The organism is Segeticoccus rhizosphaerae, assembly GCF_005222685.1.
GTDB classification, from domain to species: domain Bacteria; phylum Actinomycetota; class Actinomycetes; order Actinomycetales; family Dermatophilaceae; genus Segeticoccus; species Segeticoccus rhizosphaerae.
In genome coordinates, this window is the sequence record NZ_SWMA01000003.1 from 39,450 (window position 1) to 62,632 (window position 23,183).

Sequence of the window (23,183 nt, forward strand, 5' to 3'; positions counted from 1 at the left end):
GGCGCCGTCACGACGCTGGCACGGGCGAGCTCGTGCTGTCAGCGCGCTGGTACGTGCCGCACAGGGCGCAGCTGCCAGGTGTCCCACACCTGGCTCGTCCCCGCAGCCGCACGGCGCCTCGCTGACCGAAGGCGTAGAACGGGAGGGTGAAGACCAACGAGCGCCGCTACTTCTGGCTGATGGGCACGTGCATCACGCTCGTCGCGCTCGCGTGGTTCGTCGTGCGGCTCTGGTCGGTCACCGCGGCAATCGTGATGAGCGCCGTGGCCGCCGTGATCCCGCCCACGGCCGTCATCATCGCCAACCGGCCCTGGGAGACGCGGCACGATGACGACGACCGCTGACCTCGCTCGGTCCCGTCCGCGACCCGTGGTTACGCTTCCGGGGTGCTCCTGCCCCTGTCGATCGTGCTGCTGGTCCTGTGTGCCGTGCTCGCGCTTGGGGCGGCCTACTACCTGCTGCGGCACTCGTTGATCGATGACCGTCTGCTGGCCGTGGCCGGGCTGCTCGAGGTCGGGCTCCTGGTGCAGCTGGTCGTCGGCCTCGCGCACGCCGGCGACATCGGCGGCGCGGACGGGGCGACCTTCGTGGCCTACCTGTTCACGGTCGTCATCGTGCCGCCGTTCGTCGTGTTCCTGGCCATCAAGGAGAAGACCGGGTGGGCCATGGGCGTGATCCTCGTCGGTGCCTTCGTCTGCGCCGTGCTCATCGGCCGGCTCGAGCAGGTCTGGGGGATGGCACATGCCTGACCCGCGGGGCCCGGCCAGCCCTGAGGGACCGGAGGGACCCGTGGAGCCGCCGACCGTCGAGGGCGGGGGAGAGGGCGGTCCCACCGTCGGACAGGCCACTGGGTCCGGCCCGGGACGGATCCTGGTCGCCGTCTACGCCCTGCTCGCCCTCGCCGCGACCGGGCGCTCGATCCTGCAGATCTCCGAGTACTTCCACCGCGCGCCGGTCGCCTACCTGCTGTCCGCGCTCGCAGCCGTGATCTACCTCGTGGCGACCGTTGCGCTCGCGAGGGGAGGGCACACGGCCGTGCGCGTCGCCACGGTCTCGTGCTCCATCGAGCTGGTCGGCGTCCTGGTGGTCGGCGTGCTGTCCTATGTCGACACGGCGGCCTTCCCCGACAAGACGGTGTGGTCACACTTCGGCGCCGGTTACGGCTATGTGCCCCTCGTGCTGCCCGTGCTCGGGCTGCTCTGGTTGCGACGCCACCGACAGTCGCGCTGACGCTCGAGAGGACTGCTGGGCCAGCGCCCTCCTGAGCGCAAGCCGAGATCCGTTGCACTCCAACCGTTGACAGAGCGCGTCGGCTGTCTGTATACCTGTCCTGTACTCATCGATATATCGAAGGTATACGACATGACTCCGACGGGCACGACCAAGACCGAGCAGGCGTATGCCGTGCTGCGGCGGGCCATCGTCGAGGGCGAGCTCTCAGAGGACATGCCGCTCGAGGACGGAGTGCTCATCGAGCGCTACGGCTTCGGCCGGACCCCACTGCGCGAGGCGATCAAACGGCTCTCCGACGAGCAGTTCATTAACTACCCACCGCACCGCACGCCCTACGTGCGAGGCATTCGGGTGCTCGAGCTGGCGCGACTGTACGAGGCACGGCACCTGCTCGAAGAGCCGGTCGCCAGGCTGGCCGTGCAGCGTGCTCGCGATGAGCAGATCGAAGAGCTCGGTCGCATCTGCAACCAGATCGAGGAAGCGGTGGACCGCAACGACGTCTACGAGAGCGTCGAGCTGGACCACCGGTTCCACCTGGCGGTGGCCATGGCCACCGACAACAGGTTTCTCAGCGAGGCGGTGGACCGACTCAACTGTGGGTCGCTCCGACTGTGGTACCTCGCGCACGACCGGCTCGGCATGGAGAACGTCAACGACGACCACTGGGCCTTGCAGACAGCCATCAAGGACCGCGACCAGGACGAAGCCGTCCGCGTCGTAGCACGACACATCGACACGTCATACCAGCGACAGATCGAGCACCAACAGCTCGAGATGCGGCTGCTCACCCAGCATCGGCAACAGGAGAAGACCGACTCATGAACAAGAAGCTCTTTGGGACGACCTCGGTGCTCGCGCTCGTCGCGATCGCAGGCTGCGGTGGGGGGACCGACACACAGGACAGCGCGGACGCGGGATCCATCGTGATCCAGGGCTATTCCGGGGTCTTCCAGGACAACTTCCAAAAGGCGGTCATCGACCCCTTCACGAAGAAGTTCCCGGACATCAAGGTCACCTACAACGGCATGGGCAACTCGGCGGACAACCTCGCGTCCCTCCGCAGCGCCAAGAGCGCGCCGGAGGCGGACGTTGCGATCATGGACCTGTCGGTGTCCGACACCGCGAACAAGTCGGACCTCTTTCAACCGCTCGACCCGGCCAAGGTCCCGAACATGAAGGACATCGACAAGCGTGGCCAGGTCGACGGCAACTACGGGCCAGCGGTCACGTTCGACAGCCTGGTGCTCATCTACAACGACAAGGTGAACCCCGCTCCGACCAAGTGGGAGAGCCTGTGGGACCCGAAGTACAAGGGTCGGATCGTGGTGCCCTCTCACCCCGACATCCAGGGAACCGGTCTGATGCTGATCGAGAACGCCAAGGCAGGCGGGGACTACTCGAATTCGGTCGACCCGGGGGTCAAGCGGCTCCAGGACCTGGCTCCGAGCGTCCAGACCTGGGCGCCGCAGCCCGACCAGTACACCTTGGTCCAGTCCGGCACGGCCGATCTCGCGATCGCATGGAACGCGCGGGCCCAGTTCTACGCCGACGAGAGCAAGGGCAAGATGAAGGTCGCCATCCCTGACGACGAGACCATCTTCCAGATCAACACCATCAACCTGGTGAAGAACTCGCCGTCCCCAGAGGCAGCGCAGACCTTCATCAACTATGCGCTCGGCCCGGAGTCCCAGGCGACGTTCACCGACACGATGTACTACGCACCGACCAACACGAAGGCCAAGCCGAGCAACGCGGCCCTTGGCCGCACCGCAGCGGACCCGAAGAAGATCGACAAGGTCCTCGACGTGGACTGGACCGTGGTGGCGCAGAAGCGTGACGACTGGACGCAGATCTGGCGCAGGCAGATCCTCGCCGACTCCTGAGCGAAGGCAACCATGGCATACCTCGAACTGAGCGACATCAGCAAGCAGTACCCCGGCACCGATCGGCCCAGTGTCTCGGACTTCACCATGCAGATCGAGAAGGGTGAGTTCATCTCACTCCTCGGCCCCTCGGGATGTGGCAAGACCACGACGCTGAGGATGATCGCGGGGCTGATCGAGCCGACCGCCGGCCGAATCGACCTCGACGGGAAGGAGCTGACGCACACCCCGGTGCATCAGCGTGGGATGGGGTTGGTCTTCCAGAACTATGCCCTTTTCCCGCATCTCGATGTCGCTGAGAACGTCGCCTTCGGTCTCACCATGCGGGGCCTGTCCAAGAGCGAGGTGAGGACGAAGGTCGCGGGCGCCCTCGACCTGGTGCAGCTGGGACACCTGGGGGAGCGGCGGATCAAGCAGCTCTCCGGGGGCCAGCAGCAACGGGTGGCGTTGGCTCGTGCCCTGGTGATCGAGCCCAAGGTCCTGCTCCTCGATGAACCGCTGTCCAACCTGGACGCCAAGCTGCGGGACACGATGCGCGACGAGATCCGCTCGATCCAGCAGAAGATCGGCATCACCACGGTGTTCGTCACCCACGACCAGGACGAGGCGTTGGCGACTTCGGACCGCATCGTGGTGATGTCCGAGGGCCACATCGAGCAGGTCGGCACGCCCGAGCAGGTGTACGAGCATCCCGCCAACCGGTTCGTGGCCAACTTCATCGGCCGGGCCAACATCTTCGACGGCAAGATCCTGGACACCGCTCAGGGCGTTGCGACCGTCCAGATCGACGGGCTGGGGGCCATGACGGCGGTCGACGACCACCGGCAGCTCGGGCAGGGGAGCCTGATGGTGCGACCGCACCGCATGCGGATCACCGCGTGCCCGTCCGTGGACGCCCACGGCCGGGTGGGGTCGATGGTCTACGTGGGTGACTCGGTGGAGTATTCCGTCCAGGTTGCCGATCGCAGAGTCACCGTGCAGTCGGTGTCGAGCGGTGAGCCGCACCTTCCGCCGGGCACGCCGGTGCAGCTGTCCTGGGGGACCCGTGACGCCGTCGTCCTCAAGGAGGAGGCGACCGTATGACCACCGCCCTCCACGAGCGGCCGACGAAGACGATTCCACCTCCAGCCGAGCCTCCGCGCCGAAAGCTGCGTGGCACCGTCCTTGCGCTCACGGTGCCCGGGTTGCTCGGGATGGTGGTCTCGTTCGTCCTGCCCCTGGTCTACCTGCTGCGGATGAGCCTGAAGACCGGCGACTCCTCGGGGATGATCGAGGACACGGTCTCCTTCCACTCCTATGCCCAGTTCCTGACCGACGGCTACTACTGGAAGATGGCTTGGGACACCTTGCTCCTCGGCCTGGTGGTCACCTTCTTCGCGATCCTCGTCTCCTACCCGATCGCGTTGTTCCTGGTGCGCACCGAGTCGCGGTTCAAGGGTGTCCTCATCGCCCTGGCCATCGCCCCGCTGCTGACCAGCTCCGTGGTCCGCACCTACGGATGGATCGTCCTGCTCGGCAACCAGGGCGTGGTCAACAAGACTCTGCAGGCGACTGGTCTCACCGACCATCCGCTCGCTCTGGTGAACAACAAGGTGGGCGTCTACATCTCGTTGGTCGAGATCATGATGCCCTACATGATTCTTGCGCTGCTCGCTGGATTCGGTCGGTTCAGCACGGATCTCGAGCACGCGGCCGCAAGCCTGGGAGCAAACCGTTGGAAGGTGTTCTGGCGAGTGGTGTGGCCGCTCAGCATGCCGGGCGTCCTCACGGGTGCGCTGCTGGTCTTCGTCCTCACGATCAGCTCCTTCATCACGCCGCGGCTGGTGGGCGGTGGACGGGTGTTCCTGCTCGCGACCGAGATCTACGACCAGGCCACCGCGACGTTGAACTGGCCGTTCGCAGCTGCGATCTCCTTCATCCTGCTGGCTCTGTTCGGCTTCGTGATCGTCATCTACCAGCGCGCCCTGCGGCGCATCGAATCCCAGTAGGAGAAGAGTCCACATGCAGTCCCGTCTCAAGGGGTGGCCCAACCGCGTCCTCATGACCGTGCTCTACCTCTTCCTGCTGGCGCCGATCCTCGTGGTGGTCGGCATCTCCTTCGACAGCGAGTCGTCGATGGCCTTCCCGCCGCAAGGGTTCAGCCTCCAGTGGTACGAGAAGCTCACCCAGAACCAAGACTTCATCACCGGCTTCAAGGTCAGCCTGATCACCGCGGGTGGGGTGGCGCTGCTCGCGCTCCTCATCGGGGTCCCGGTCGCGCTCGCCATCGCACGGTTCGAGTTCCGCGGGAGGGAAGCGCTGTCGGCCTTCTTCCTCTCACCGCTGCTCGTGCCGGCGATCGTCCTCGGCCTCGCGCTCCTGCTGGTGCTCGCCCCGCTGCGCATCACGGGCACCTACGCGGGCCTGATCGTGGCGCACCTGTCGATCACGATTCCCTACGTCATCCGGACGGCGTCGATGAGTCTGCTCACGCTCAACCGTTCCTGCGAGGAGGCGGCGCGAACGCTGGGTGCCTCGGCATGGGTGACCTTCCGAAAGGTGACGTTGCCCCTGATCGCGCCCGGTGTGCTCGCCGGGGGAGTGATCGCGTTCCTCATCTCGTTCGACGAGGCGGTGATCTCGCTCTTCGTCGTCGGCCCGCGTGCGACGACTCTGCCGGTCGAGATCTTCCACTACGTCGAAACTCGCACAGATCCCCAAATTGCAGCGCTGTCGGTCGTGCTCATCGCCATCAGCATCCTCTTCGTCGTCATCATCGAGCGCGTGATGGGTCTCAAACGCGTCCTGCGCTGAGCCGGTCGGCGCTCCTTGCCATCTCGTCCGTCCCACGTCCAGCTCCATCCACTGTCCAACACCGAGCCCAAGAAGATCGGAACTCACATGTTCACCCGCAATCCATCCGCACCATCCATCGACGAGGAGATCGTCCAAGCCTTGTCCCAGGTGTGCACCTCCACTCTCGGTCACCTGCGCGACCACGGCTTCCCGCGGGGGCTGGTGCCGAACATGCGCCCGCTGAAGTTCGTCGGGACCGCCGTGACGGTGCGACTGCCGCACCTTGACTCGACCGCGTTGCACGTTGCTGCCGACGACCTGCGTCCCGGCGACGTCCTCGTGGTGGAACAGAGTGGCGACGAGCAGCGCTCGTGCTTCGGCGGTCTCGTGTCGTTCACGGCGAAGGCGAGGGGAGCTGTCGGCGCCGTGATCGACGGGCAGATCAACGACATCGAGGAGATGAGTGGCTATGGCTTCCCCGCCTATTCCCGGGGCATCGCTGCGCACACCACCCGGATCGCAGGGGTCGAGGGGAGCATCAACGTGCCGGTATCCGTCGGAGGAGTGGTGGTCTTCCCCGGCGACGTCGTGTTTGCCGACTCTGATGGCGTAGCGGTTCTCAAACGCGAGGAGGCGCTCGACGTCGCCCGCCTGCTCAAGGCGAAGGAGGAGGCCGAGGGGCCCTCACGTGAGAGCATCGCAGCAGGAGGCCGGATCTCGGACATCTCCGGCGCCGCCAAGTACTTCGCCGAGTCCGCCGTCGCGGGAAAGTGAGAACCGACATGTCTGTGAAGGTCGCTGTCGCCCAGTTCGGAGCCACCGTGGACAAGGTGGAGAACCGCGCCCAGGTGCAACGGCTCATCGCCGAGGCCTCCGGTCAAGGGGCCTCGCTGGTCGTCCTGCCGGAGAACGCGATGTACGCCAATCCCGACGTCACGGCGGACACCTCCGCCGAGTGGGAGTCGCTGGACGGGCCGTTCGTGTCAGCGGTGGCCGAATCGGCCAAGCAACACGACATCGCCGTCGTCGCGGGGATGACCGAGGTGCTCGAGGGCTCGTCCAAGGCCTCGAACACGGTGGTGGTCGTCCGCTCCGACGGAGAGCTGGAGGACGTCTACCGCAAGGTGCACCTCTACGACGCGTTCGGCTACAAGGAGTCCGACCGCGTCCAGGCTGCGTCGTACCAGCCCCTGGTCTTCAAGCTGGGCGGTCTGGCCTTCGGCGTCATGACGTGCTACGACATGCGCTTCCCGGAGATGGCCCGCGCGCTGGTGGACTCCGGGGCGAACGCGTTGGTCGTCCCGGCCGCATGGGCGGTTGGTCCAGCCAAGGAGGACCACTGGGTGACACTGGCCCGGGCGAGGGCGATCGAGAACACCGTCTACGCCCTGGTGTCGGGACAGTCGGGCCCGCTGTGCACCGGGCAGAGCATGGTGATCGACCCCATGGGGGTCGTCGTGGCCTCCGCCGGAGAGGCACCGGGGGTCGCGGGCACCACCATCTCGGCGGACCGCCTGGAGTCGGTTCGCGTCAAGAACCCGAGCCTCGCAAACCGTCGCTTTCGCATCGACACCTCCCAGGCGTGATCCCCGCGGCGGAGGTCCACCACGTGGTGGGCCTCCGCCGACGCGGCAGTGGGCCGTCCAAGCCACTCCGGTGGAGTCCTTGTCGCCGGAAAAGCCGCGAAGGGTTCCTCAGACCACGGGCTTGACGTCCAGGAGCAGGGCGAGCAGCGGTTCGCGTTCGCCCTTGGGCAGGTAGCCGGCGTAGTAGTCGTAGAGGTTGCGCCGGGAGATGCGTGCCGCTGCGGGCCCGTCGCCAGCGCGGATGGCCTCGAGCACCTCTTCGTGGTGGTGCAGCGACTGGCGCATCAGCGCCTTGCTGTTGCGCGAGCGTGAGATCTTGTCGGAGATCAGCGACAGGACGACGCCACGGACCACCTGGTTGCAGACCTGGATCAGCGAGTTGCGGCTGACCCGGGCGATGGCATCGTGAAAGGCCACGTCGGCCTCGCTGAACTCCTCGTAGCCGAGGTCGATCGTCTCGCGCATCACCTCGATGGTGGCTTCCATCGACGCCAGTTCGTCCTGTGTGCGCAGTCGGGCTGCGAGCATGTTGGCCGAGCCGTCGAGGATCATCCGGAAGGAGATCAGCTCCCCCAAGCCGACCTCGTCGACCTGGGTCAGCCGGGTGATCTGCTTGGTGAGCCCCTGGGTGGAGAAGGGCAGGATCTCCGGGCCGTTCGGGTCGCCGGGACGCGACCGGACGACGCCGTTGCTCTCCAGCACGCGCAGCGCCTCGCGCACCGTCGACCGGCTGGCGCCGAACTGGGTAACCAGCTCCCGTTCGCTCGGCAGCCGCTCCCCGGGCTTGAGCTCGCCCTGGGCAAGCGCGCCCTCGATCTGCTCGACGATCCGTTGGTAGAGGCGCACCGGTCGGACCTGCTCGAACTGCGCGCCCTCACCCATGCTGTTCCTCTCTCGACGTGCTGTTCATGCGAGCTGAGCCGGCTCCTGCAAGGAGGTGTGGTCGGGCCAGCGCGGGACGGCCGGCTCGGGCCGGTGCTGTTCGTACCAGGCGGCCGCGCGCAGCACGCCGAGGTCGTCGAACCGTCGCCCGGACAGCTGTATGCCGATGGGTCGCCCGTCGTGGGTGAAGCCGGCGTTGACGGTGGCGGCGGGCTGGCCGGACATGTTGTAGGGGACGGTGAACCCGATGTGTCGCATGCCCCTGCCGTTGTCGGGGTAGGGCATCGGCTGCTCGGCGGGGAACGCGGAGACGGGTGCGACGGGGGACAGGACCACGTCATACGGCTGCGTGGCGGCCACGGTGGCAGCCTGCATCCGCATGATCTGCTGGTAGCACTCCAGGATCCGAGGTCCGGTCGTGTCTGCGCCGACGCTGCACCAGGTCACGATGTAGGGCAGGATCCGGGCCTGCCGGTCCGCGGGCAGCGCCGCGTAGTCGTTCCAGGAGCGGACCCGCCAGAACAGGTCCAGGTCGTCGAGCAGGTCGGGGGTCATGAACGGCGCGATGGGTTCGACGTGGGCCCCGGCGGCCTCGAAGAGCGCGGCGGCGTCGGTGACCGCCCGGCTGATCTCGGGCTCCACGTCGCCGCCGCAGCCGGCGTCCAGGTGCAGACCGACTCGCAGCCCGCGCACCTGCAGGTCGAGCGCGGCCCAGTCGGTCTGTTCCGGTGGCAGGCTGGTCCAGTCGCGCGGGTCGGGCTGGCTGAGCACGCCCATGAACAGGGCCGCGTCGGCGACGGTGCGGGTCAGCGGGCCGGCGCAACGACCGAGGTAGGGCGCGTCCAGGGGTATGCGCCCGGCGCTGGGCTTGAGCGTGGCCAGCCCGAGCCAGGTGCCGGGCAGGCGGATCGAGCCCCCGATGTCGCTGCCGACGTGCAACGGTCCGTATCCGGCTGCTGCGGCGGCCCCGGCGCCGGAGCTGGAGCCACCGGTCGTCCACTGCGGGTTCCACGGGCTGCGGGTGATGCCGTGCAGGCTGGAGACCCCCGAGGAGAGCATGCCCCAGTCCGGCATCACGGTGGAGCCCAGCACGACACCGCCGGACTCCAGCACCCGGTCGGTGATCGGGGCGTTGGCGGTGGGCACCACCGGCTCGATGCCGGCATTGCCCGACGGCATCGGCACGCCAGCGCGGGCGAGGTTCTCCTTCAACGTGACCGGGACGCCGTCGATCGGCCCGAGGGGTTCGCCTGCAGTCCACCGCTTCTCACTGGCGCGGGCCGCTGCGAGGGACTGCTCGGGGTCGCGCACCCAGAACGCGTTGAGCACGGGCTCGCAGGCCCCGATCACCTCCTGCACCGCCTCATGGACCTCGACCGGGGACACCGAACGGTCCGCGAACGCCGCCACCATCCTCGCCGCCGTCATCGTGGCCAGGCCTGCTGCTTCGGACACATCTGCTCCCTTCGCACGGCCCCGCTCCGTCGTCCTCGACGGAATCCCTTGACAAGAACCGATCCAGTCGTCAGGGTAGCGTCAATCGTCACAAAGTCCACTGGTCAGACCAGTCACCTTCAGGAGGTCAGGATGACCCAGCCCGGGGCCGCCGTGCGCCTCGCAGTGATCCCCGGTGACGGGGTCGGACCGGAGGTCATCGGGGCCACCGTGCCGGTGCTGGCTGCAGCTGTGTCCGCGCAGGGCGGTGAGCTGCAGGTCACCGAGCTTGACTGGGGTGGCGAGCGATTCCTGCGTGAGGGTGCCGCGATGCCGGCCGACGCGGCGGACGTGGCCAAGGAGCACGACGCGGTGCTGTTCGGTGCGGTGGGCCGGCCCGACGTGCCCGACCACGAGCTGGTGTGGGGTCTGATCATCGGGCTGCGCCAGCAGCTGGACCTGGCGGTCAACATCCGGCCGGTGCAGGCCTTCGCGGGGGTGCCGACCAAGGTCCGTGACACCGACGGTGTCGACCTGGTCATCGTGCGGGAGAACACCGAGGGCGAGTACGTCGGAGCCGGGGGAGTGGCCCATGCCGGCAGCGGGCACGACCTGGGGATCGAGGTCGCGGTCCACTCCCGACGGGTCATCGAGCGCGCCGCCCACCACGCGTTCGCCCTGGCGGGCAAGCGGTCCGGGAAGCTGTCGCTGGTCACCAAGTCCAACGCCATGCGGCACGGCTACCCGCTGTGGGACCGGGTCGTGGCCGAGGTCGGTGAGCAGTACCCGGGGGTGGAGCTGGAGACCGTGCTGGTCGACGCGATGGCCGCCCGGATGATCCAGGCGCCGCGGTCGCTGGACGTGCTGCTGGCCGGCAACCTGTTCGGCGACATCCTGTCCGACCTGGCGGCCGTCCTGGCCGGGGGGATGGGGATGGCCCCGTCCGCCAACGTCCTTCCCGGCGGCGACGTCCCGGGTATCTACGAACCCGTGCACGGCTCGGCTCCCGACATCGCCGGCCGTGGCGTGGCCAACCCGGTCGCGTGCCTGCTCTCCGGCGCCCTCCTGCTGGAGGACCTCGGACACACCAAGGCGGCACACGGCATACGGCAGGCTGTTGCGGCGGCCCTGCTGGACCCCCAGAACCACACCCCCGACCTCGGCGGAAGCGCCACGACAGCGGACCTCGCGTCCGCGGTCCTGAACCGGATGGAGACCTAAGGTGAGGCACCACATCAAGAAGACGGCCCTCGTGGTCGCAGCGGCAGCCAGCCTCGTGCTCGCGTCGTGCTCCGCAGGTTCGTCCACCTCGGGTGGAGGCGACGAGAGTCCCGGCGGCGGGGCGACGGGCGGGGCCACCGGCGGCACTGCCGGCGGGCAGGAGGCCAGCAACGCCAGCCTGAGCATCGGACTGGTGGCTGAGCCCGCCAACCTCGACTTCACCAAGACGGACGGCGCCGCGATCCCACAGGTGCTGCTCTACAACGTCTACGAGGGCCTCGTTCAGCTCGACCAGAAGGGTGACATCGCACCGGGACTCGCGACCTCCTGGACGGTGTCGAAGGACCGCAAGACCTACACGTTCAATCTCACCAAGGACGCGAAGTTCACCAACGGCAAGCCGTTCACCGCGGCGGACGCGAAGTTCTCCATCGACCGGGTGAAGAAGGACTGGACGATCTCGCTCAAGTCGGCGATGGACGTGGTCGACCACGCCAAGGTGGTCTCCCCGACCAAGCTCCAGGTGGTCCTCTCCCATCCCAGCAACGACTGGCTCTACCGCATGACGACCCGGGTGGGCGCGATGTTCAGCCGTACCGGCGTCGACCACCTCGCGACCAAGCCGATCGGCACCGGACCCTACAAGCTGGGCAAGTGGACCCGTGGCGACTCGATCTCCTTGCTGCGCAACAACTCCTACTGGGGTGACAAGCCCTACTACAAGACGGTCACCTTCAAGTACTTCAAGGACCCGACCGCCCTCAACAACGCGCTCCTGACCGGCACGATCAATGTCATCGGGACGGTCCAGACGCCGGAGTCGCTGGGGCAGTTCGAGAACAACAACAAGTACCAGGTGATCGAGGGCACGACCAACGGCGAGGTCGTCCTGTCGTTCAACAACGGCAGCGGGCCGATGAAGAACAAGAAGATGCGCCAGGCGGTGCGCTACGCCATCGACCACAAGGCCCTGCTCGACACGTGCTGGGCCGGTCGCGGCACCCTGATCGGCAGCATGGTGCCGCCGACCGACCCGTGGTACGAGGACCTCACCGGGCTGTACCCGCACGACGTCGCCAAGGCCAAGACCCTGCTCAAGGAGTCCGGCGAGGCGAACGAGACGCTGCGGCTGCGGATCCCGACGCTCCCGTATGCCGTGTCGTGCGGGACCGTGGTCAAGAGCCAGCTCGAGCAGGCGGGCTTCAAGGTCAAGCTCGACCAGCTCGAGTTCCCGGCAGCGTGGCTGAGCACGGTCTTCACCAATGCCGACTACGACATGTCGATCATCGCGCACGTCGAGCCTCGCGACATGGGAGCGGTTTTCGGTGACCCGAAGTACTACACCCGCTACACCAACCCGGCCTTCAGCAACCTGCTCAAGCAGGCCGACGAGGGCACCGAGCAGGAGCAGGTCACGGACATGAAGAAGGCGGCGAAGATGCTGTCGCAGGACGCTGCTGCCGACTGGCTGTTCGTCCTGCCCAACATCATCGTGGCCGACAAGGGCATCACCGGGCTGCCCAAGAACGCGATCTCCGAGTCCTTCGACGTGACAGGGCTGGCCGGGTCCTAACGGGTCTGGTTCGATCAGATGGTCCTTCGACTGCTCCAACGCGCCGGGATCCTGCTGGGTAGCCTCGTCGTGAGCTCGGTCATCGTGTTCGCGTTCATGGCTGTGCTGCCCGGCAACCCGGCACGGGTCGCGCTGGGTGTCAATGCCTCCGACGCGGCCGTGCACGAGATGGAGCACGAGTTCGGCCTGGACCGGCCGTTGGTGGTGCAGTACCTCAGCTGGGTGAAGGGCCTGGTCACGTTCGACCCGGGTAACTCCTACGTGTCGGGTACGGCGATCGGTCCGCAGCTGGCGGATCGGCTGCAGGTGACCTTGTGGCTGGTGGTCACGGCGATGGCGTTGGCGGTGGTGGTGGCGATCCCGGTGGGGACGGTGATGGCGGTGCGGCACCGCAAGGTGTCCGGGCTGGCGTTGTCGGCGGTCTCGCAGGTGGGGATGGCGATCCCGGCGTTCCTGGCGGGCATCTTGTTGATTGCGGTGTTCGCGGTGAAGCTGGGCTGGTTGCCGGCCAACGGGTGGACTCCGCCGGCGCAGGATCCGGTGATGTTCGTCAAGCAGCTGGTGCTGCCGGTGTTGTCGTTGGGGTTGGTGCAGGCGGCGGTGTTGACGCGGTATGTGCGCAGCGCGGTGCTGGACGTGTTGCGGGAGGACTACCTGCGCACGGCGCGGGCCAAGGGGTTGCGGCCGATGCGGGCGCTGGTGCGGCACGGGCTGCGCAACGCGTCGGTGCCGGTGGTCACGGTGTTGGGGCTGCAGCTGGCGACGTTGTTGATCGGTGCGGTGGTGGTGGAGCGGGTGTTCGTCATCCCGGGGCTGGGCAGCTTGTTGCTGGACAGCGTCTCCCAGCGTGACCTGATCATGGTGCAGGACGTGGTGATGATCCTGGTGGTGGCGGTGCTGGTCGTGAACTTCGTGGTCGACCTGCTCTACCTGGTGATCGACCCCCGGCTGCGGGCGGGTGCCCGGTGAGCGCGCAGGACGCCCTGGCGGTCCAGCCACCCGGCCCGGACGACCTGGTGGGGTCGGCGCCCGCGCGCCGGCGGGTGAATCCGAGCCTGCTGGTGGGTGGTTTCCTGGTGTGCCTGATCGTGGGGATGGCGCTGGTGTCGTTCGTGTGGACGCCCCACGACCCGACGCTGGTGAATGCCTCGACCCGGTTGCAGAAGCCGTCGGGAGACTACTGGTTCGGCACCGACAAGTTCGGCCGTGACGTGTTCAGCCAGATCCTGGTGGGGTCGCGCACCACGTTGTTCGTCGGGTTCGTCGCGGTGGGGGTGGCCGCGGCGATCGGGGTGCCGCTGGGGATCGTGGCGGGGATGGTGCCACGGTGGTTGGGTGAGCTGGTGATGCGGGGCAATGACCTGTTGTTGGCGTTCCCGGCATTGTTGCTGGCGATCATGTTCGCCGCGGTCTACGGCGCGAGCACGTTGGTGGCGATGATCGCGATCGGGATCGCGACGATCCCCAGCTTTGCCCGGTTGATCCGTAGCGGCACGTTGCAGGTGCTGGGGACGGAGTACGTGCTGGCGGCCCGGGCGGCCGGGCGGGGCCCGTTCGCGATCGGGGTGCGGCACGTGCTGCCGAATGTCAGCAGCCTGGTCACGGTGCAGGCGTCGGTGTCGTTCGCGATCGCGGTGCTGGCCGAGGCGGCGCTGTCGTTCTTGGGGTTCGGCACCCCGCCGCCCACGCCGTCGTGGGGGCGGATGCTGCAGGAGAGCCAGGAGATGTTGTGGTCGGCGCCGCGGCTGGCGGTGTTCCCCGGGGTGGCGATCGCGGTGGCGGTGCTGGGGTTCAACCTGCTCGGCGACGGGTTGCGCGACCGGTTCGACCCGAAGCTGGAGGACCGCCGATGAACGCCACACCGGCCAGCCGCACCACTCCGGGCAGCGCGACCGGCACGGCGGGTCCCGTGGGCCGGACGGCCGGCGAGGACGTGCTGGTCGTGGATCGCCTGGACGTGACGGTGCGGGAGCAGAAGCTGGTCGAGGACGTGTCCTTCACCATCCGGCCCGGGGAGCGGGTCGGGCTGATCGGGGAGTCGGGGTCGGGCAAGTCGCTGACCGCGCTGGCCTTGATGGGTCTGCTGCCCGAGGGCCTGCAGGCGTCCGGGTCGGTGCGGGTGGCTGGGGTGGGGCACGACCTGGTCGGCGCGGACGAGAAGGCGATGTCGCGGGTGCGGGGCCGTGACCTGGCGATGGTGTTCCAGGAGCCGATGACCGCGCTCAACCCGACCATGCGGGTGGGTGACCAGGTCGCCGAGTCGATGCTGATCCACCGGACCCGCCCGAACCGCAAGGCGGCCCGGGCCGCGGCGGTCGAGCTGCTCGACCAGGTCGGCCTGCCCGACCCGGCCGGCACCGCACGCGCCTACCCGCACCAGCTGTCCGGCGGGCAGCGGCAGCGGGTGGTGCTGGCGCTGGCGCTGGCCAACGACCCCGCCCTGCTGGTCTGCGACGAGCCCACCACCGCGCTCGACGTCACCGTGCAGGCGCTGGTGCTCGACCTGATCGTGCGCGGGGTGCTGGACCGGGCCGCCGCGATGCTGTTCATCACCCACGACCTGGCCGTGGTCGCCACCGCCTGCGAGCGGGTCCTGGTGATGTATGGCGGGCGGATCGTCGAAGCAGGCCCGACCCGCCAGGTCTTCACCCGGCCGCGGCACCGCTACACCCAGGGACTGCTCGGTGCGTCCGACCTGGCCGTGGTGGACGAGCGCGGCCGGCTGGCCACCATCCCCGGGTCGGTCCCCGCCGCGGGCCGGTTCCCCGCCGGTTGCGTCTTCCGCAACCGCTGCGAGCACGCCACCGAGCAGTGCCGTGTCCGACCGGACTGGACCGTCACCGGCGAGGACTCCGGGTTCGCCTGCTACCACCCTGCACCCGCCACCACGGCTCGGGCGGAGGGTATCGATGACTGAGCACACCGGCGGCCCGCCCACCGGCACCACGGCGATCAGCGTCCGCGACGTGACCCGCGACTACCGCCGGTCGCGCACCTCGCTGCTGCACGCCAGCGAACCGGTCCGTGCCCTGCGCGGCGTCAGCTTCGACGTGGCGCCCGGCGAACGCTTCGGCATCGTGGGCGAGTCCGGCTGCGGCAAGTCCACCCTGCTGCGGATCCTGTCCGGGCTCGACCGCGCCACCAGCGGCTCGGTCCAGGTGGAGGGCCGCGACATCACCCGGCTGCGCGACCGCCAGCTGCGCTGGCTGCGCCAGCGGCTGCAGCTGGTCTTCCAGGACCCGATGAGCTCACTGGACCCCCGGATGCGGGTGCGCGACATCGTCGCCGAACCCCTGGTCGCCCAGGGCCGCGGCGCCTCCCGGGGCCGGGTCGAGCAGCTGCTGCAGGCCGTCGGGCTGCGGGCCGACGCCGCCGGCCGCTACCCGCACCAGTTCTCCGGCGGCCAAAGGCAACGCATCTCCATCGCCCGGGCCCTGGCCTCCACACCCGCGATCCTGGTCGCCGACGAACCGGTCAGCGCCCTGGACGTCTCGGTCCGCGCGCAGGTCCTCAACCTCATCGCCGACCTGGTCGACGAGCTCGACCTGACCCTGGTGTTCGTCTCCCACGACCTGTCGGTGGTGCGCCACGTCTGCGACCGGGTCGCGGTCATGCACAACGGCCAGATCGTCGAGATGGGCCCCGTCGCCGACGTCTACGACAACCCCCAACACCCGTACACCCGCAAGCTCATCGCCGCCATTCCCACCCTGACCAAGGCCCTGTCCGGGGTCACCGCCGCCGACCTCAACCAGGAGACCCCAGCATGACCCCCCACGAAGTTCTCCGCGGTGCTCCGATACTTCGCGGGGGCCCCGCGTGAATGTCCGGGCCGGCCGGACCAACAGCCTGACCGATGTGGCGGGGCTGCGCGTCGGGCACGCGAGCCGTCGCGGCGACGGCTGGCTCACCGGGACCACCGTGGTCCTGTGCCCGCCCGGTGGCGCGGTGGCCGGGGTGGACGTCCGCGGTGGCGGGCCGGGCACCCGTGACACCGACCTGCTCGACCCCCGCAACATGGTCGAGCGCGTCCACGCGGTCGTCCTGTCGGGCGGGAGCGCCTTCGGGCTCGGCGCGGTCGACGGCGTCATGGGCCGGCTCTTCGACGCCGGTGTCGGCCTGCCGATGGGGGCTCCCGGCGAGGTGGTGCCGATCGTGCCGGGCGCCGTGGTCTTCGACCTCGGTCGGGGCGGCGACTTCGCCACCCATCCGAGCCCCGAGTTCGGGGAGCAGGCCTACGACGCCGCGACTTCCGGCCCCGTCGAGAGTGGCGTCGTCGGGGCCGGGACCGGCAGCAAGGCGGGCGGACTCAAGGGTGCCGTCGGCTCGGGCAGTGTCGTGCTCGAGGACGGCACGACGGTCGCCGCACTGGCCGTGGTCAACGCCCTCGGCTCCTGCGTCGACCCCGCCACCGGTGAGCTGTATGCCGTCCGCTTCGGTCTGCCTGGAGAGTTCCCTCCGCTCTCCAACCCTCTGCCCTCCGAGCTGGCCGCGGCCCGTCAGGCCGCCGACGACCTGGCCAGCCCGGGAGGCGCCAGATATGCCCTGGCCACGACGATCGGCGTCGTGGCGACGGACGCCACCCTGACCAAGGCCCAGTGCGCCAAGGTCTCGGGCATCGCGCACGACGGGATGGCACGCGGCATACGCCCGGTACACACCATGTTCGACGGTGACACGGTCTTCACGCTGGCGACCGGCGACCGAACTCCGCCGGATCCGTTGGGCTTTCACGCGCTCCTCGATGCTGCCGGAGACTGCTTCACCAGGGCGATCGGACACGCGATGCTCAGCGCCGAGACCGTCCGGACCCCGGCCGGCACATGGCGGTCCTACCGGGAAGCCTTTCCCTCGGCCTTCACCACCCCGACGACAGAGAGCGACCACGAACATGACTGACCTGACGCTGGATTTCCCGGACGGCCTGCCGATCGGCGAGGGGTGGGTGTCCGCGCCGTCGAGTGAGGAGGTGTGTTTCCCGTTCGATGGTTCGGTGGTGGCACCCTCGCCGGTGGGGGATGCGGACCTGGCGCGGCGCGCGGTGGAGGCGGCGTTGGCGGTGCGGGAGGTGGTGGGGCGGTTGCCCTCGCACGTGCGGCGTGCCGCGTTGCAGGCGACCCATGACGAGATCGCACGGCGGCGTGAGGATTTCGAGCGGTTGTTGGTGGCTGAGACGGGCAAGCCGTTGGTGGACTGCCGGGTGGAGGTGGCGCGCACCCTGTTGACGTTGCAGACGGCGGCGGAGGAGGTGGCGCGGTTGCACGGGGAGACGGTGCCGTTGGACCTGTTGCCCTCGGGCGAGGGGCTGTTGGGCTTCTGGGTGCGCAAGCCGATCGGCGTGGTGGTGGGGATCGCGGGGTTCAACTACCCGTTGCTGCTGGCGGCGCACAAGATCGCGCCGTCGATCGCGGCGGGCTGCCCGGTGGTGGCCAAGCCGGCGCCGCAGACGCCGTTGGCGACGTTGTGGCTGGTGCACCTGGTGCGTGAGGCGTTGGTGGCTGCGGGTGGCCCGGCGGCCGCGGTGCAGCTGGTGACCGGTGGACCCGAGGTGGGGGTCGCGTTGACCACGGACCGCCGGGTGGGCGCGGTGTCGTTCACCGGTTCGGCGGCGGTCGGGCACCAGATCGCCCGGGACGCCGCGCCGACGAAGGTGTTGCTGGAGCTGGGGTCCAACGCGGCGCTGGTGGTGGCGGCGGATGCCGACCTGGACGCGGCCGCGGACGCGGTGGTGCGCGGGGGCTACTACGCGTCGGGGCAGGCGTGCATCAGTGTGCAGCGGGTGGTGGTGGTCGAGTCGGTGCGCGAGCAGTTCCTGACGCGGTTGTCCGAGCGGATGGGCCAGGTGCAGGTGGGTGACCCGCGCGAGGAGTCGACGCGGGTGTCGGCCCTGATCGACGAGCGGTCGGCCGACCGGGTCGTGGCGTGGGTGGAGGCCGCGGTGGCGGCCGGTGCCCGGTTGGTGGCCGGCGGCACGGCCAGCGGCGGGGTGGTCGAGCCCACCGTGTTGCTGGACGTGCCCGATGGCGTGTCGGCGTGGGACGAGGAGATCTTCGGGCCGGTGGTCGCGGTGCGGTCGGTGCCGGACCTGGACGCGGCGTTCGAGGTGGTCAACCACTCCCGCTACGGGTTGCACGCGAGTGTGTTCACCGCGTCGCTGGAGACGGCGTTCGAGGCGGTGGACCGGATCGAGGCGGGCGGGGTGATCGTCAACGAGGTGCCCGGGTTCCGTTCGGACGTGATGCCCTATGGCGGGGTGAAGGACTCCGGCGCGGGCCGGGAGGGACCGCGGTTCGCGATCGAGGAGCTGACGGTGACCCGGATGGCGGTCATCCGGCCATCCACCAGCACGACGAGCACGAGGAGGGGCTGAGGCGTGGACCAGCAGACGACGAATGAACAGGCGGGGCACCCGGCGACCGACGGCACGACGGTCGAGCAGGCTCCCGGCCGGGTGGACTACAGCAGGCTGTTCCGGCTCGACGGGCGGCGCGCGGTGGTGGTCGGCGCGGGGAGCGGCATCGGTCGGGAGAGCGCGTTGGCGCTTTCCGCGCACGGGGCGCAGGTGGTGTGCGCCGACCGGGACCTGACGGCCGCGAAGGAGACCGTCGCCGCCGGTGGCGGGGACACGGCATATGAGCTGGATGTCCTGGACTCCGAGGCGGTCTCGCGCGCGGCGGACGAGCTCGGCCCGGTCGACGTGCTCGTGTTCACCGCCGCGACCAACGTGCGCAAGCGGCTGCTGGACTACACGGCCGAGGAGTTCGACCGGGTGGTCTCGCTCAACCTGCGCGCGTCGTTCGATCTGGTGCGGGCCTTCGGTGCGGGCATGGCGCAGCGGGGCCGGGGCAGCATCATCGGGTTCAGCTCCATCCGCGCGGTCGCGGTCGAACCGGGTCAGGGCGTCTACGCCGCGACCAAGGCCGGTCTGGTGCAGCTGCTGCGCACCGCGGCCGCCGAGCTCGGCCCGGACGGCGTCCGCCTCAACGCGATCGCCCCGGGCATCGTGGACACGCCACTGACCGCCCAGATCCGGGCCGTGCCGGAGTGGTCCGAGGCCTACGCCAGCAAGAGCGCGCTCGGGCGCTGGTCACACGCCGAGGAACTCGCCGGCGCCGTGGTCTACCTCGCCTCCGACGCCTCGAGCTTCGTCACCGGCAGCCAACTGTTCGTCGACGGCGGCTGGACCGCCATCGACGGCCGCTACACCCCACCCAGCTGACCTCGCGCCGGCGCCGGGTTGGCTCCGGCTGCGCTCGGCGGGTCGGTGCGCGCGTTCCACGCGTGGTTGCGCGGGTCGCCCTCGGGGTAGAGCGGCATGCCCTCGCCGTGACGGTAGAACGGCACCTGCGCGGGCGGCAGCGGCGTCGTCCCGAGGATCAGGTCGGCGGCCTTCTCCGCGACCATCATGACCGGGGCGTAGATGTTGCCGTTGGGCACGTAGGGGAACACCGACGCGTCGACCACCCGCAGGCCCTCGACACCGTGCACGCGCATCGAGCGCGGGTCGACGACGCTGCGTTCATCGGTGCCCATCCGGGCGGTGCACGAGGGGTGCAAGGCGGTCTCGGCGTCCCGGGCGACCCAGTCCAGGATCTCCTGGTCGGTCCGCACCGCGGGGCCGGGTGAGATCTCACCGGCGCTGAAGGCGGAAAAGGCGGGCTGCTCCAGGATGTTGCGCGCTGCCCTGACCATCTCGACCCACTCGCGCCGGTCGTCCTCGGTCGACAGGTAGTTGAACCGCACGGCCGGATGGCTGAACGGGTCGGTGCTCGTGACCTTCACGCTTCCGCGGCAGTCGGAGTACATCGGTCCGATGTGCACCTGGTAGCCGTGCTCGGCGGCCGGCCGCGTCCCGTCATACCGGATGGCGATCGGCAGGAAGTGGAACATCTCGTTGGGGTAGCGGACCCGGTCGTTGCTGCGGATGAACCCTCCGGCCTCGAAGTGGTTGCTCGCACCCACCCCGCGGCGCAGGAGCATCCACTCGGCGCCGACCCGCGCCTTGTGCCGGTGCTTCAGCCACGGAGCGATCGAGACCGGCTGCTTGCTGGCGTGCTGGATGTAGACCTCGAGGTGGTCCTGCAGGCTCTCGCCGACTCCCGGCAGGTCTGCCACCGGCTCGATTCCGAGCGCTCGCAGCTCCTCCGCGTTGCCGATGCCGGCGAGCTGCAGCAGCTGCGGGGAGTTGAACGCGCCGCCGCAGAGGATCACCTCGGCGGCCCGCGCCGTCCGGCGCCACTTGCCGGCCCGGACGTAGTCGACTCCCGTCACCCGGTTGCCCCGGGTGCGTAGCCCCGAGACCTGCGCCAGCGTCTCTATGGAGAGGTTCTTGCGGCCCTGCACGGGGTGCAGGTAGGCGCGGGCCGCGCTGAGGCGACGCCCCCGGTGCACGTTGCGGTCGAACTTGGCGAAACCCTCCTGCCGGTAACCGTTGACGTCGTCGGTGAGGGGGTAGCCAGCCTCCTGGACCGCCTCGAAGAACGCGCCGAACAACGGCGAGTCGGCGGGGCCGCGTTCGAGCACCAGGGGACCGGAGCCGCCCCGCCAGTCGTCGGCACCGGCGAGGCACGTCTCCATGCGCTTGAAGTAGGGGAGACAGTGCGCGTAGTCCCACTGCTCCATGCCCGCGTCGCGTGACCAGCGCTCGAAGTCGAGCGGGTTGCCGCGCTGGAAGATCATCCCGTTGATGCTGCTCGAGCCGCCGAGGACCTTGCCCCGGGCGTGGTAGATCCGCCGACCGCCCATGAAGGGCTCCGGCTCCGACTCGTACCTCCAGTCGTAGAACCGGTTGCCGATCGGGTAGGACAACGCGGCCGGCATGTGGATGAACGGGTCGACGCGGAAGTCACTGCGCCCGGCCTCGAGCACCAGCACGGACGTGCTCGGGTCGGCGCTCAACCGGTTCGCCAGCGCGGACCCCGCCGAGCCGCCCCCGACGATCACGACGTCCCAGGCCCGCTCGGTCATGCGTCCCCCTCCTTCGTGGCTCGGTCCTCGAACCATCCGGCCGGGCCGGGTCTGGTGTTGTGCCAGATGTGCTTGGTCTCGCGATACTCCTCGAGCCCGGCCAGCCCGAGCTCTCGCCCCACCCCGGACTGCTTGAACCCGCCCCACTCGGCCTGGGGCACGTAGGGATGGAAGTCGTTGATCCAGATGGTGCCGTGGCGCAGGCGTCGGGCGACCCGTTCGGCCCGGCCCGCGTTCTCGGTCCAGACCGCGCCGGCGAGGCCGTAGATGGTGTCGTTGGCGATCGCCACCGCGGCGTCCTCGGCCGCGTCCGCGGTGCCGCCGGAGAAGGTCTCGACGGTCAGCACCGGGCCGAAGGACTCGTCCTGGACGCACCGCATCCCGGTGTGGCAGTGGTCGAGGACGGTGGGCAGGAAGTAGCTTCCCTGGGCCAGAGCGGGATCGGCAGGTGGTCCGCCGCCGACGAGCAGCTGCGCGCCCTCGGCCACGGCCGCCTCGACGTACGACTGCACCTTGTCGCGGTGCTCGGCGCTGATCAAAGGGCCGGCCTCGGCGTCCTCGTCGAACGGCCCACCCAGCCGGATGTCGTGCGCCCGCCGGACCAGCTCGGCTACGACCTGGTCGTGCACCGACTCCTCGACGACCAGCCGGGACCCGGCCGAGCACACCTGGCCGGAGTCGAGGAAGACCGCGGTCAGGGCGTTGTCGATCGCGGCGGGCAGGTCGGCGTCGGCGAAGACGATGTTGGGGTTCTTGCCACCGAGCTCGAGCGCCACACGCTTGACGGTGGCTGCCGCTGCCGCCATGATGCGTCGTCCCGTCGCGAGGCCACCGGTGAACGACACGAGGTCGACGCCCGGGTGCTCGGTGAGGGCCGCGCCGACCGTGGCACCCGATCCGAGGACGAGCCCCCCCACGCCCTCCGGCAGCCCGAGCTCCGCGAGGGTGCGCACCAGCCAGATGGCCGTGTGCGGGGTGAGCTCGCTGGGCTTGAGCACGAAGGTGTTGCCTGCGGCGAGGGCCGGGGCGACCTTCCACGACGTCTGCAACAACGGGTAGTTCCACGGTGTGATCAGGGCGCACACGCCGACCGGTTCGTGCACCACCCGGCTGGAGACGGCCGCGACCCCGGTGTCCACCACTCGCCCGGCGTCGACCTGCACCAGGCTCGCGAAGTGGCGGAACACCGCGATGACGTCGTCCATGTCGAGCTGGGCCTCGACGAATCGCTTTCCCGTGTCTAGCGCTTCGAGGCGCGCGACCTCGTCCTTCTCCTGTGCCAGGCGGTCTGCCAGGCGGTGCAGCAGGGCAGCCCGGTCAGGGCCGGGGGTGTCCACCCACGGCCCGGAGTCGAAGGCGGCGCGTGCGGCGGCGACCGCGGCACCTGCATCCTCCGCCGCGGCCTCGTCGACCGTGCCGACGGTGCTGCCGTCTGCAGGGCACACGATGGTGCGTGTGCCCTGGTCGGAGGCGTCACGCCATACCCCGTTGATGAACAGGTCGGACATCAGCACTCCCGTCGATCGTCTGCAGGTGCTGTCGCGTCACCAGTGCCGAGCTGGCGCGACAAGGTCACAATGACATGCCGAATCGGTGTGGAGAGACCTCCAGCCGGCGTCGGCACCCCTA

23 protein-coding genes are annotated in these 23,183 nt (G+C 69.2%); 19 read left to right on the plus strand and 4 right to left on the minus strand.

Features of this window, described 5'->3' with window-relative positions:
- Positions 1-146 precede the first annotated feature (146 nt).
- The 10 genes from FCN22_RS03050 (at position 147) to FCN22_RS03095 (ending at position 7,477) form a co-directional block, all read left to right on the plus strand.
- Positions 147-344, plus strand: a complete 198-nt coding sequence (locus FCN22_RS03050; protein ID WP_202911369.1) for a DUF3099 domain-containing protein — start codon at positions 147-149, stop codon at positions 342-344.
- 42 nt (positions 345-386) lie between these two features.
- A complete protein-coding gene (locus FCN22_RS03055; RefSeq protein ID WP_137120070.1) occupies positions 387-749 on the plus strand; it encodes a hypothetical protein in 363 nt (120 codons plus the stop codon).
- A complete protein-coding gene (locus FCN22_RS03060) occupies positions 742-1,230 on the plus strand; it encodes a hypothetical protein (protein ID WP_238384480.1) in 489 nt (162 codons plus the stop codon). Before FCN22_RS03055 ends, FCN22_RS03060 begins: the two co-directional genes overlap by 8 nt.
- A gap of 132 nt (positions 1,231-1,362) precedes the next feature.
- Positions 1,363-2,055 (plus strand): GntR family transcriptional regulator, encoded by a 693-nt coding sequence (locus FCN22_RS03065; RefSeq protein WP_137120071.1) that lies wholly within the window; start codon positions 1,363-1,365, stop codon positions 2,053-2,055.
- Positions 2,052-3,116: an ABC transporter substrate-binding protein gene (locus tag FCN22_RS03070; RefSeq protein WP_137120072.1), complete on the plus strand. Its 1,065-nt coding sequence runs from the start codon at positions 2,052-2,054 to the stop codon at positions 3,114-3,116. The genes FCN22_RS03065 and FCN22_RS03070 overlap by 4 nt, the downstream gene beginning before the upstream one ends.
- A gap of 12 nt (positions 3,117-3,128) precedes the next feature.
- Positions 3,129-4,199, plus strand: a complete 1,071-nt coding sequence (locus FCN22_RS03075) for an ABC transporter ATP-binding protein (RefSeq protein WP_137120073.1) — start codon at positions 3,129-3,131, stop codon at positions 4,197-4,199.
- Complete coding sequence (locus FCN22_RS03080) at positions 4,196-5,104, plus strand: ABC transporter permease (RefSeq protein WP_137120074.1); 909 nt, start codon at positions 4,196-4,198, stop codon at positions 5,102-5,104. Before FCN22_RS03075 ends, FCN22_RS03080 begins: the two co-directional genes overlap by 4 nt.
- Positions 5,105-5,117: 13 nt before the next feature.
- Positions 5,118-5,909: an ABC transporter permease gene (locus tag FCN22_RS03085; RefSeq protein ID WP_137120075.1), complete on the plus strand. Its 792-nt coding sequence runs from the start codon at positions 5,118-5,120 to the stop codon at positions 5,907-5,909.
- Between the two features lie 87 nt (positions 5,910-5,996).
- A complete protein-coding gene (locus tag FCN22_RS03090) occupies positions 5,997-6,665 on the plus strand; it encodes an RraA family protein (RefSeq protein ID WP_137120076.1) in 669 nt (222 codons plus the stop codon).
- 8 nt (positions 6,666-6,673) lie between these two features.
- A complete protein-coding gene (locus tag FCN22_RS03095) occupies positions 6,674-7,477 on the plus strand; it encodes a carbon-nitrogen hydrolase family protein (protein ID WP_137120077.1) in 804 nt (267 codons plus the stop codon).
- A 108-nt stretch (positions 7,478-7,585) separates the two neighbouring features.
- On the opposite strand, the gene FCN22_RS03100 is transcribed toward FCN22_RS03095, so the two are convergent.
- On the minus strand, positions 7,586-8,359 hold the full coding sequence (locus tag FCN22_RS03100) for a FadR/GntR family transcriptional regulator (RefSeq protein ID WP_137120078.1): 774 nt from the start codon (positions 8,357-8,359) through the stop codon (positions 7,586-7,588).
- A gap of 24 nt (positions 8,360-8,383) precedes the next feature.
- Positions 8,384-9,787 carry an amidase gene (locus tag FCN22_RS03105; protein ID WP_137120259.1) on the minus strand — a complete coding sequence of 468 codons (1,404 nt, stop codon included), beginning with the start codon at positions 9,785-9,787 and terminating at the stop codon, positions 8,384-8,386.
- A gap of 159 nt (positions 9,788-9,946) precedes the next feature.
- Between FCN22_RS03105 and FCN22_RS03110 the strand changes: the two genes are divergently transcribed.
- The 9 genes from FCN22_RS03110 (at position 9,947) to FCN22_RS03150 (ending at position 19,806) form a co-directional block, all read left to right on the plus strand.
- On the plus strand, positions 9,947-11,014 hold the full coding sequence (locus FCN22_RS03110; protein WP_137120079.1) for an isocitrate/isopropylmalate dehydrogenase family protein: 1,068 nt from the start codon (positions 9,947-9,949) through the stop codon (positions 11,012-11,014).
- 1 nt (position 11,015) lies between these two features.
- Positions 11,016-12,587 (plus strand): ABC transporter substrate-binding protein, encoded by a 1,572-nt coding sequence (locus tag FCN22_RS03115; RefSeq protein WP_137120080.1) that lies wholly within the window; start codon positions 11,016-11,018, stop codon positions 12,585-12,587.
- An 18-nt stretch (positions 12,588-12,605) separates the two neighbouring features.
- Positions 12,606-13,556 carry an ABC transporter permease gene (locus tag FCN22_RS03120; RefSeq protein ID WP_137120081.1) on the plus strand — a complete coding sequence of 317 codons (951 nt, stop codon included), beginning with the start codon at positions 12,606-12,608 and terminating at the stop codon, positions 13,554-13,556.
- A 44-nt stretch (positions 13,557-13,600) separates the two neighbouring features.
- Positions 13,601-14,440 carry an ABC transporter permease gene (locus FCN22_RS03125; protein ID WP_238384504.1) on the plus strand — a complete coding sequence of 280 codons (840 nt, stop codon included), beginning with the start codon at positions 13,601-13,603 and terminating at the stop codon, positions 14,438-14,440.
- Positions 14,437-15,504 (plus strand): oligopeptide/dipeptide ABC transporter ATP-binding protein, encoded by a 1,068-nt coding sequence (locus FCN22_RS03130; RefSeq protein ID WP_137120082.1) that lies wholly within the window; start codon positions 14,437-14,439, stop codon positions 15,502-15,504. The genes FCN22_RS03125 and FCN22_RS03130 overlap by 4 nt, the downstream gene beginning before the upstream one ends.
- A complete protein-coding gene (locus FCN22_RS03135; protein ID WP_137120083.1) occupies positions 15,497-16,357 on the plus strand; it encodes an ATP-binding cassette domain-containing protein in 861 nt (286 codons plus the stop codon). The genes FCN22_RS03130 and FCN22_RS03135 overlap by 8 nt, the downstream gene beginning before the upstream one ends.
- Positions 16,358-16,406: 49 nt before the next feature.
- Positions 16,407-17,486 (plus strand): P1 family peptidase, encoded by a 1,080-nt coding sequence (locus FCN22_RS03140; protein WP_137120084.1) that lies wholly within the window; start codon positions 16,407-16,409, stop codon positions 17,484-17,486.
- Positions 17,479-18,957: an aldehyde dehydrogenase family protein gene (locus FCN22_RS03145; protein ID WP_202911370.1), complete on the plus strand. Its 1,479-nt coding sequence runs from the start codon at positions 17,479-17,481 to the stop codon at positions 18,955-18,957. Before FCN22_RS03140 ends, FCN22_RS03145 begins: the two co-directional genes overlap by 8 nt.
- Before the next feature lie 81 nt (positions 18,958-19,038).
- Positions 19,039-19,806, plus strand: a complete 768-nt coding sequence (locus FCN22_RS03150; RefSeq protein WP_137120262.1) for an SDR family NAD(P)-dependent oxidoreductase — start codon at positions 19,039-19,041, stop codon at positions 19,804-19,806.
- Here the strand turns inward: FCN22_RS03150 and betA are convergent.
- Together betA and FCN22_RS03160 are read right to left on the minus strand one after the other, a co-directional pair.
- Positions 19,788-21,554 carry a choline dehydrogenase gene (gene betA / locus FCN22_RS03155; protein WP_137120085.1) on the minus strand — a complete coding sequence of 589 codons (1,767 nt, stop codon included), beginning with the start codon at positions 21,552-21,554 and terminating at the stop codon, positions 19,788-19,790. The genes FCN22_RS03150 and betA overlap by 19 nt on opposite strands.
- Positions 21,551-23,062 (minus strand): aldehyde dehydrogenase family protein, encoded by a 1,512-nt coding sequence (locus FCN22_RS03160; protein WP_137120086.1) that lies wholly within the window; start codon positions 23,060-23,062, stop codon positions 21,551-21,553. The genes betA and FCN22_RS03160 overlap by 4 nt, the downstream gene beginning before the upstream one ends.
- Between the last annotated feature and the right edge of the window lie 121 nt (positions 23,063-23,183).

Bases quoted from the DNA above. Each gene is read 5' to 3' on its own strand.
- FCN22_RS03060 (WP_238384480.1), top strand. From the start codon at position 742: ATGCCTGACCCGCGGGGCCCGGCCAGCCCTGAGGGACCGGAGGGACCC.
- FCN22_RS03065 (WP_137120071.1), top strand. From the start codon at position 1,363: ATGACTCCGACGGGCACGACCAAGACCGAGCAGGCGTATGCCGTGCTG.
- FCN22_RS03070 (WP_137120072.1), top strand. From the start codon at position 2,052: ATGAACAAGAAGCTCTTTGGGACGACCTCGGTGCTCGCGCTCGTCGCG.
- FCN22_RS03075 (WP_137120073.1), top strand. From the start codon at position 3,129: ATGGCATACCTCGAACTGAGCGACATCAGCAAGCAGTACCCCGGCACC.
- FCN22_RS03080 (WP_137120074.1), top strand. From the start codon at position 4,196: ATGACCACCGCCCTCCACGAGCGGCCGACGAAGACGATTCCACCTCCA.
- FCN22_RS03085 (WP_137120075.1), top strand. From the start codon at position 5,118: ATGCAGTCCCGTCTCAAGGGGTGGCCCAACCGCGTCCTCATGACCGTG.
- FCN22_RS03090 (WP_137120076.1), top strand. From the start codon at position 5,997: ATGTTCACCCGCAATCCATCCGCACCATCCATCGACGAGGAGATCGTC.
- FCN22_RS03095 (WP_137120077.1), top strand. From the start codon at position 6,674: ATGTCTGTGAAGGTCGCTGTCGCCCAGTTCGGAGCCACCGTGGACAAG.
- FCN22_RS03100 (WP_137120078.1), bottom strand. From the start codon at position 8,359: ATGGGTGAGGGCGCGCAGTTCGAGCAGGTCCGACCGGTGCGCCTCTAC.
- FCN22_RS03105 (WP_137120259.1), bottom strand. From the start codon at position 9,787: ATGACGGCGGCGAGGATGGTGGCGGCGTTCGCGGACCGTTCGGTGTCC.
- FCN22_RS03110 (WP_137120079.1), top strand. From the start codon at position 9,947: ATGACCCAGCCCGGGGCCGCCGTGCGCCTCGCAGTGATCCCCGGTGAC.
- FCN22_RS03120 (WP_137120081.1), top strand. From the start codon at position 12,606: ATGGTCCTTCGACTGCTCCAACGCGCCGGGATCCTGCTGGGTAGCCTC.
- FCN22_RS03130 (WP_137120082.1), top strand. From the start codon at position 14,437: ATGAACGCCACACCGGCCAGCCGCACCACTCCGGGCAGCGCGACCGGC.
- FCN22_RS03135 (WP_137120083.1), top strand. From the start codon at position 15,497: ATGACTGAGCACACCGGCGGCCCGCCCACCGGCACCACGGCGATCAGC.
- FCN22_RS03145 (WP_202911370.1), top strand. From the start codon at position 17,479: ATGACTGACCTGACGCTGGATTTCCCGGACGGCCTGCCGATCGGCGAG.
- betA (WP_137120085.1), bottom strand. From the start codon at position 21,554: ATGACCGAGCGGGCCTGGGACGTCGTGATCGTCGGGGGCGGCTCGGCG.
- FCN22_RS03160 (WP_137120086.1), bottom strand. From the start codon at position 23,062: ATGTCCGACCTGTTCATCAACGGGGTATGGCGTGACGCCTCCGACCAG.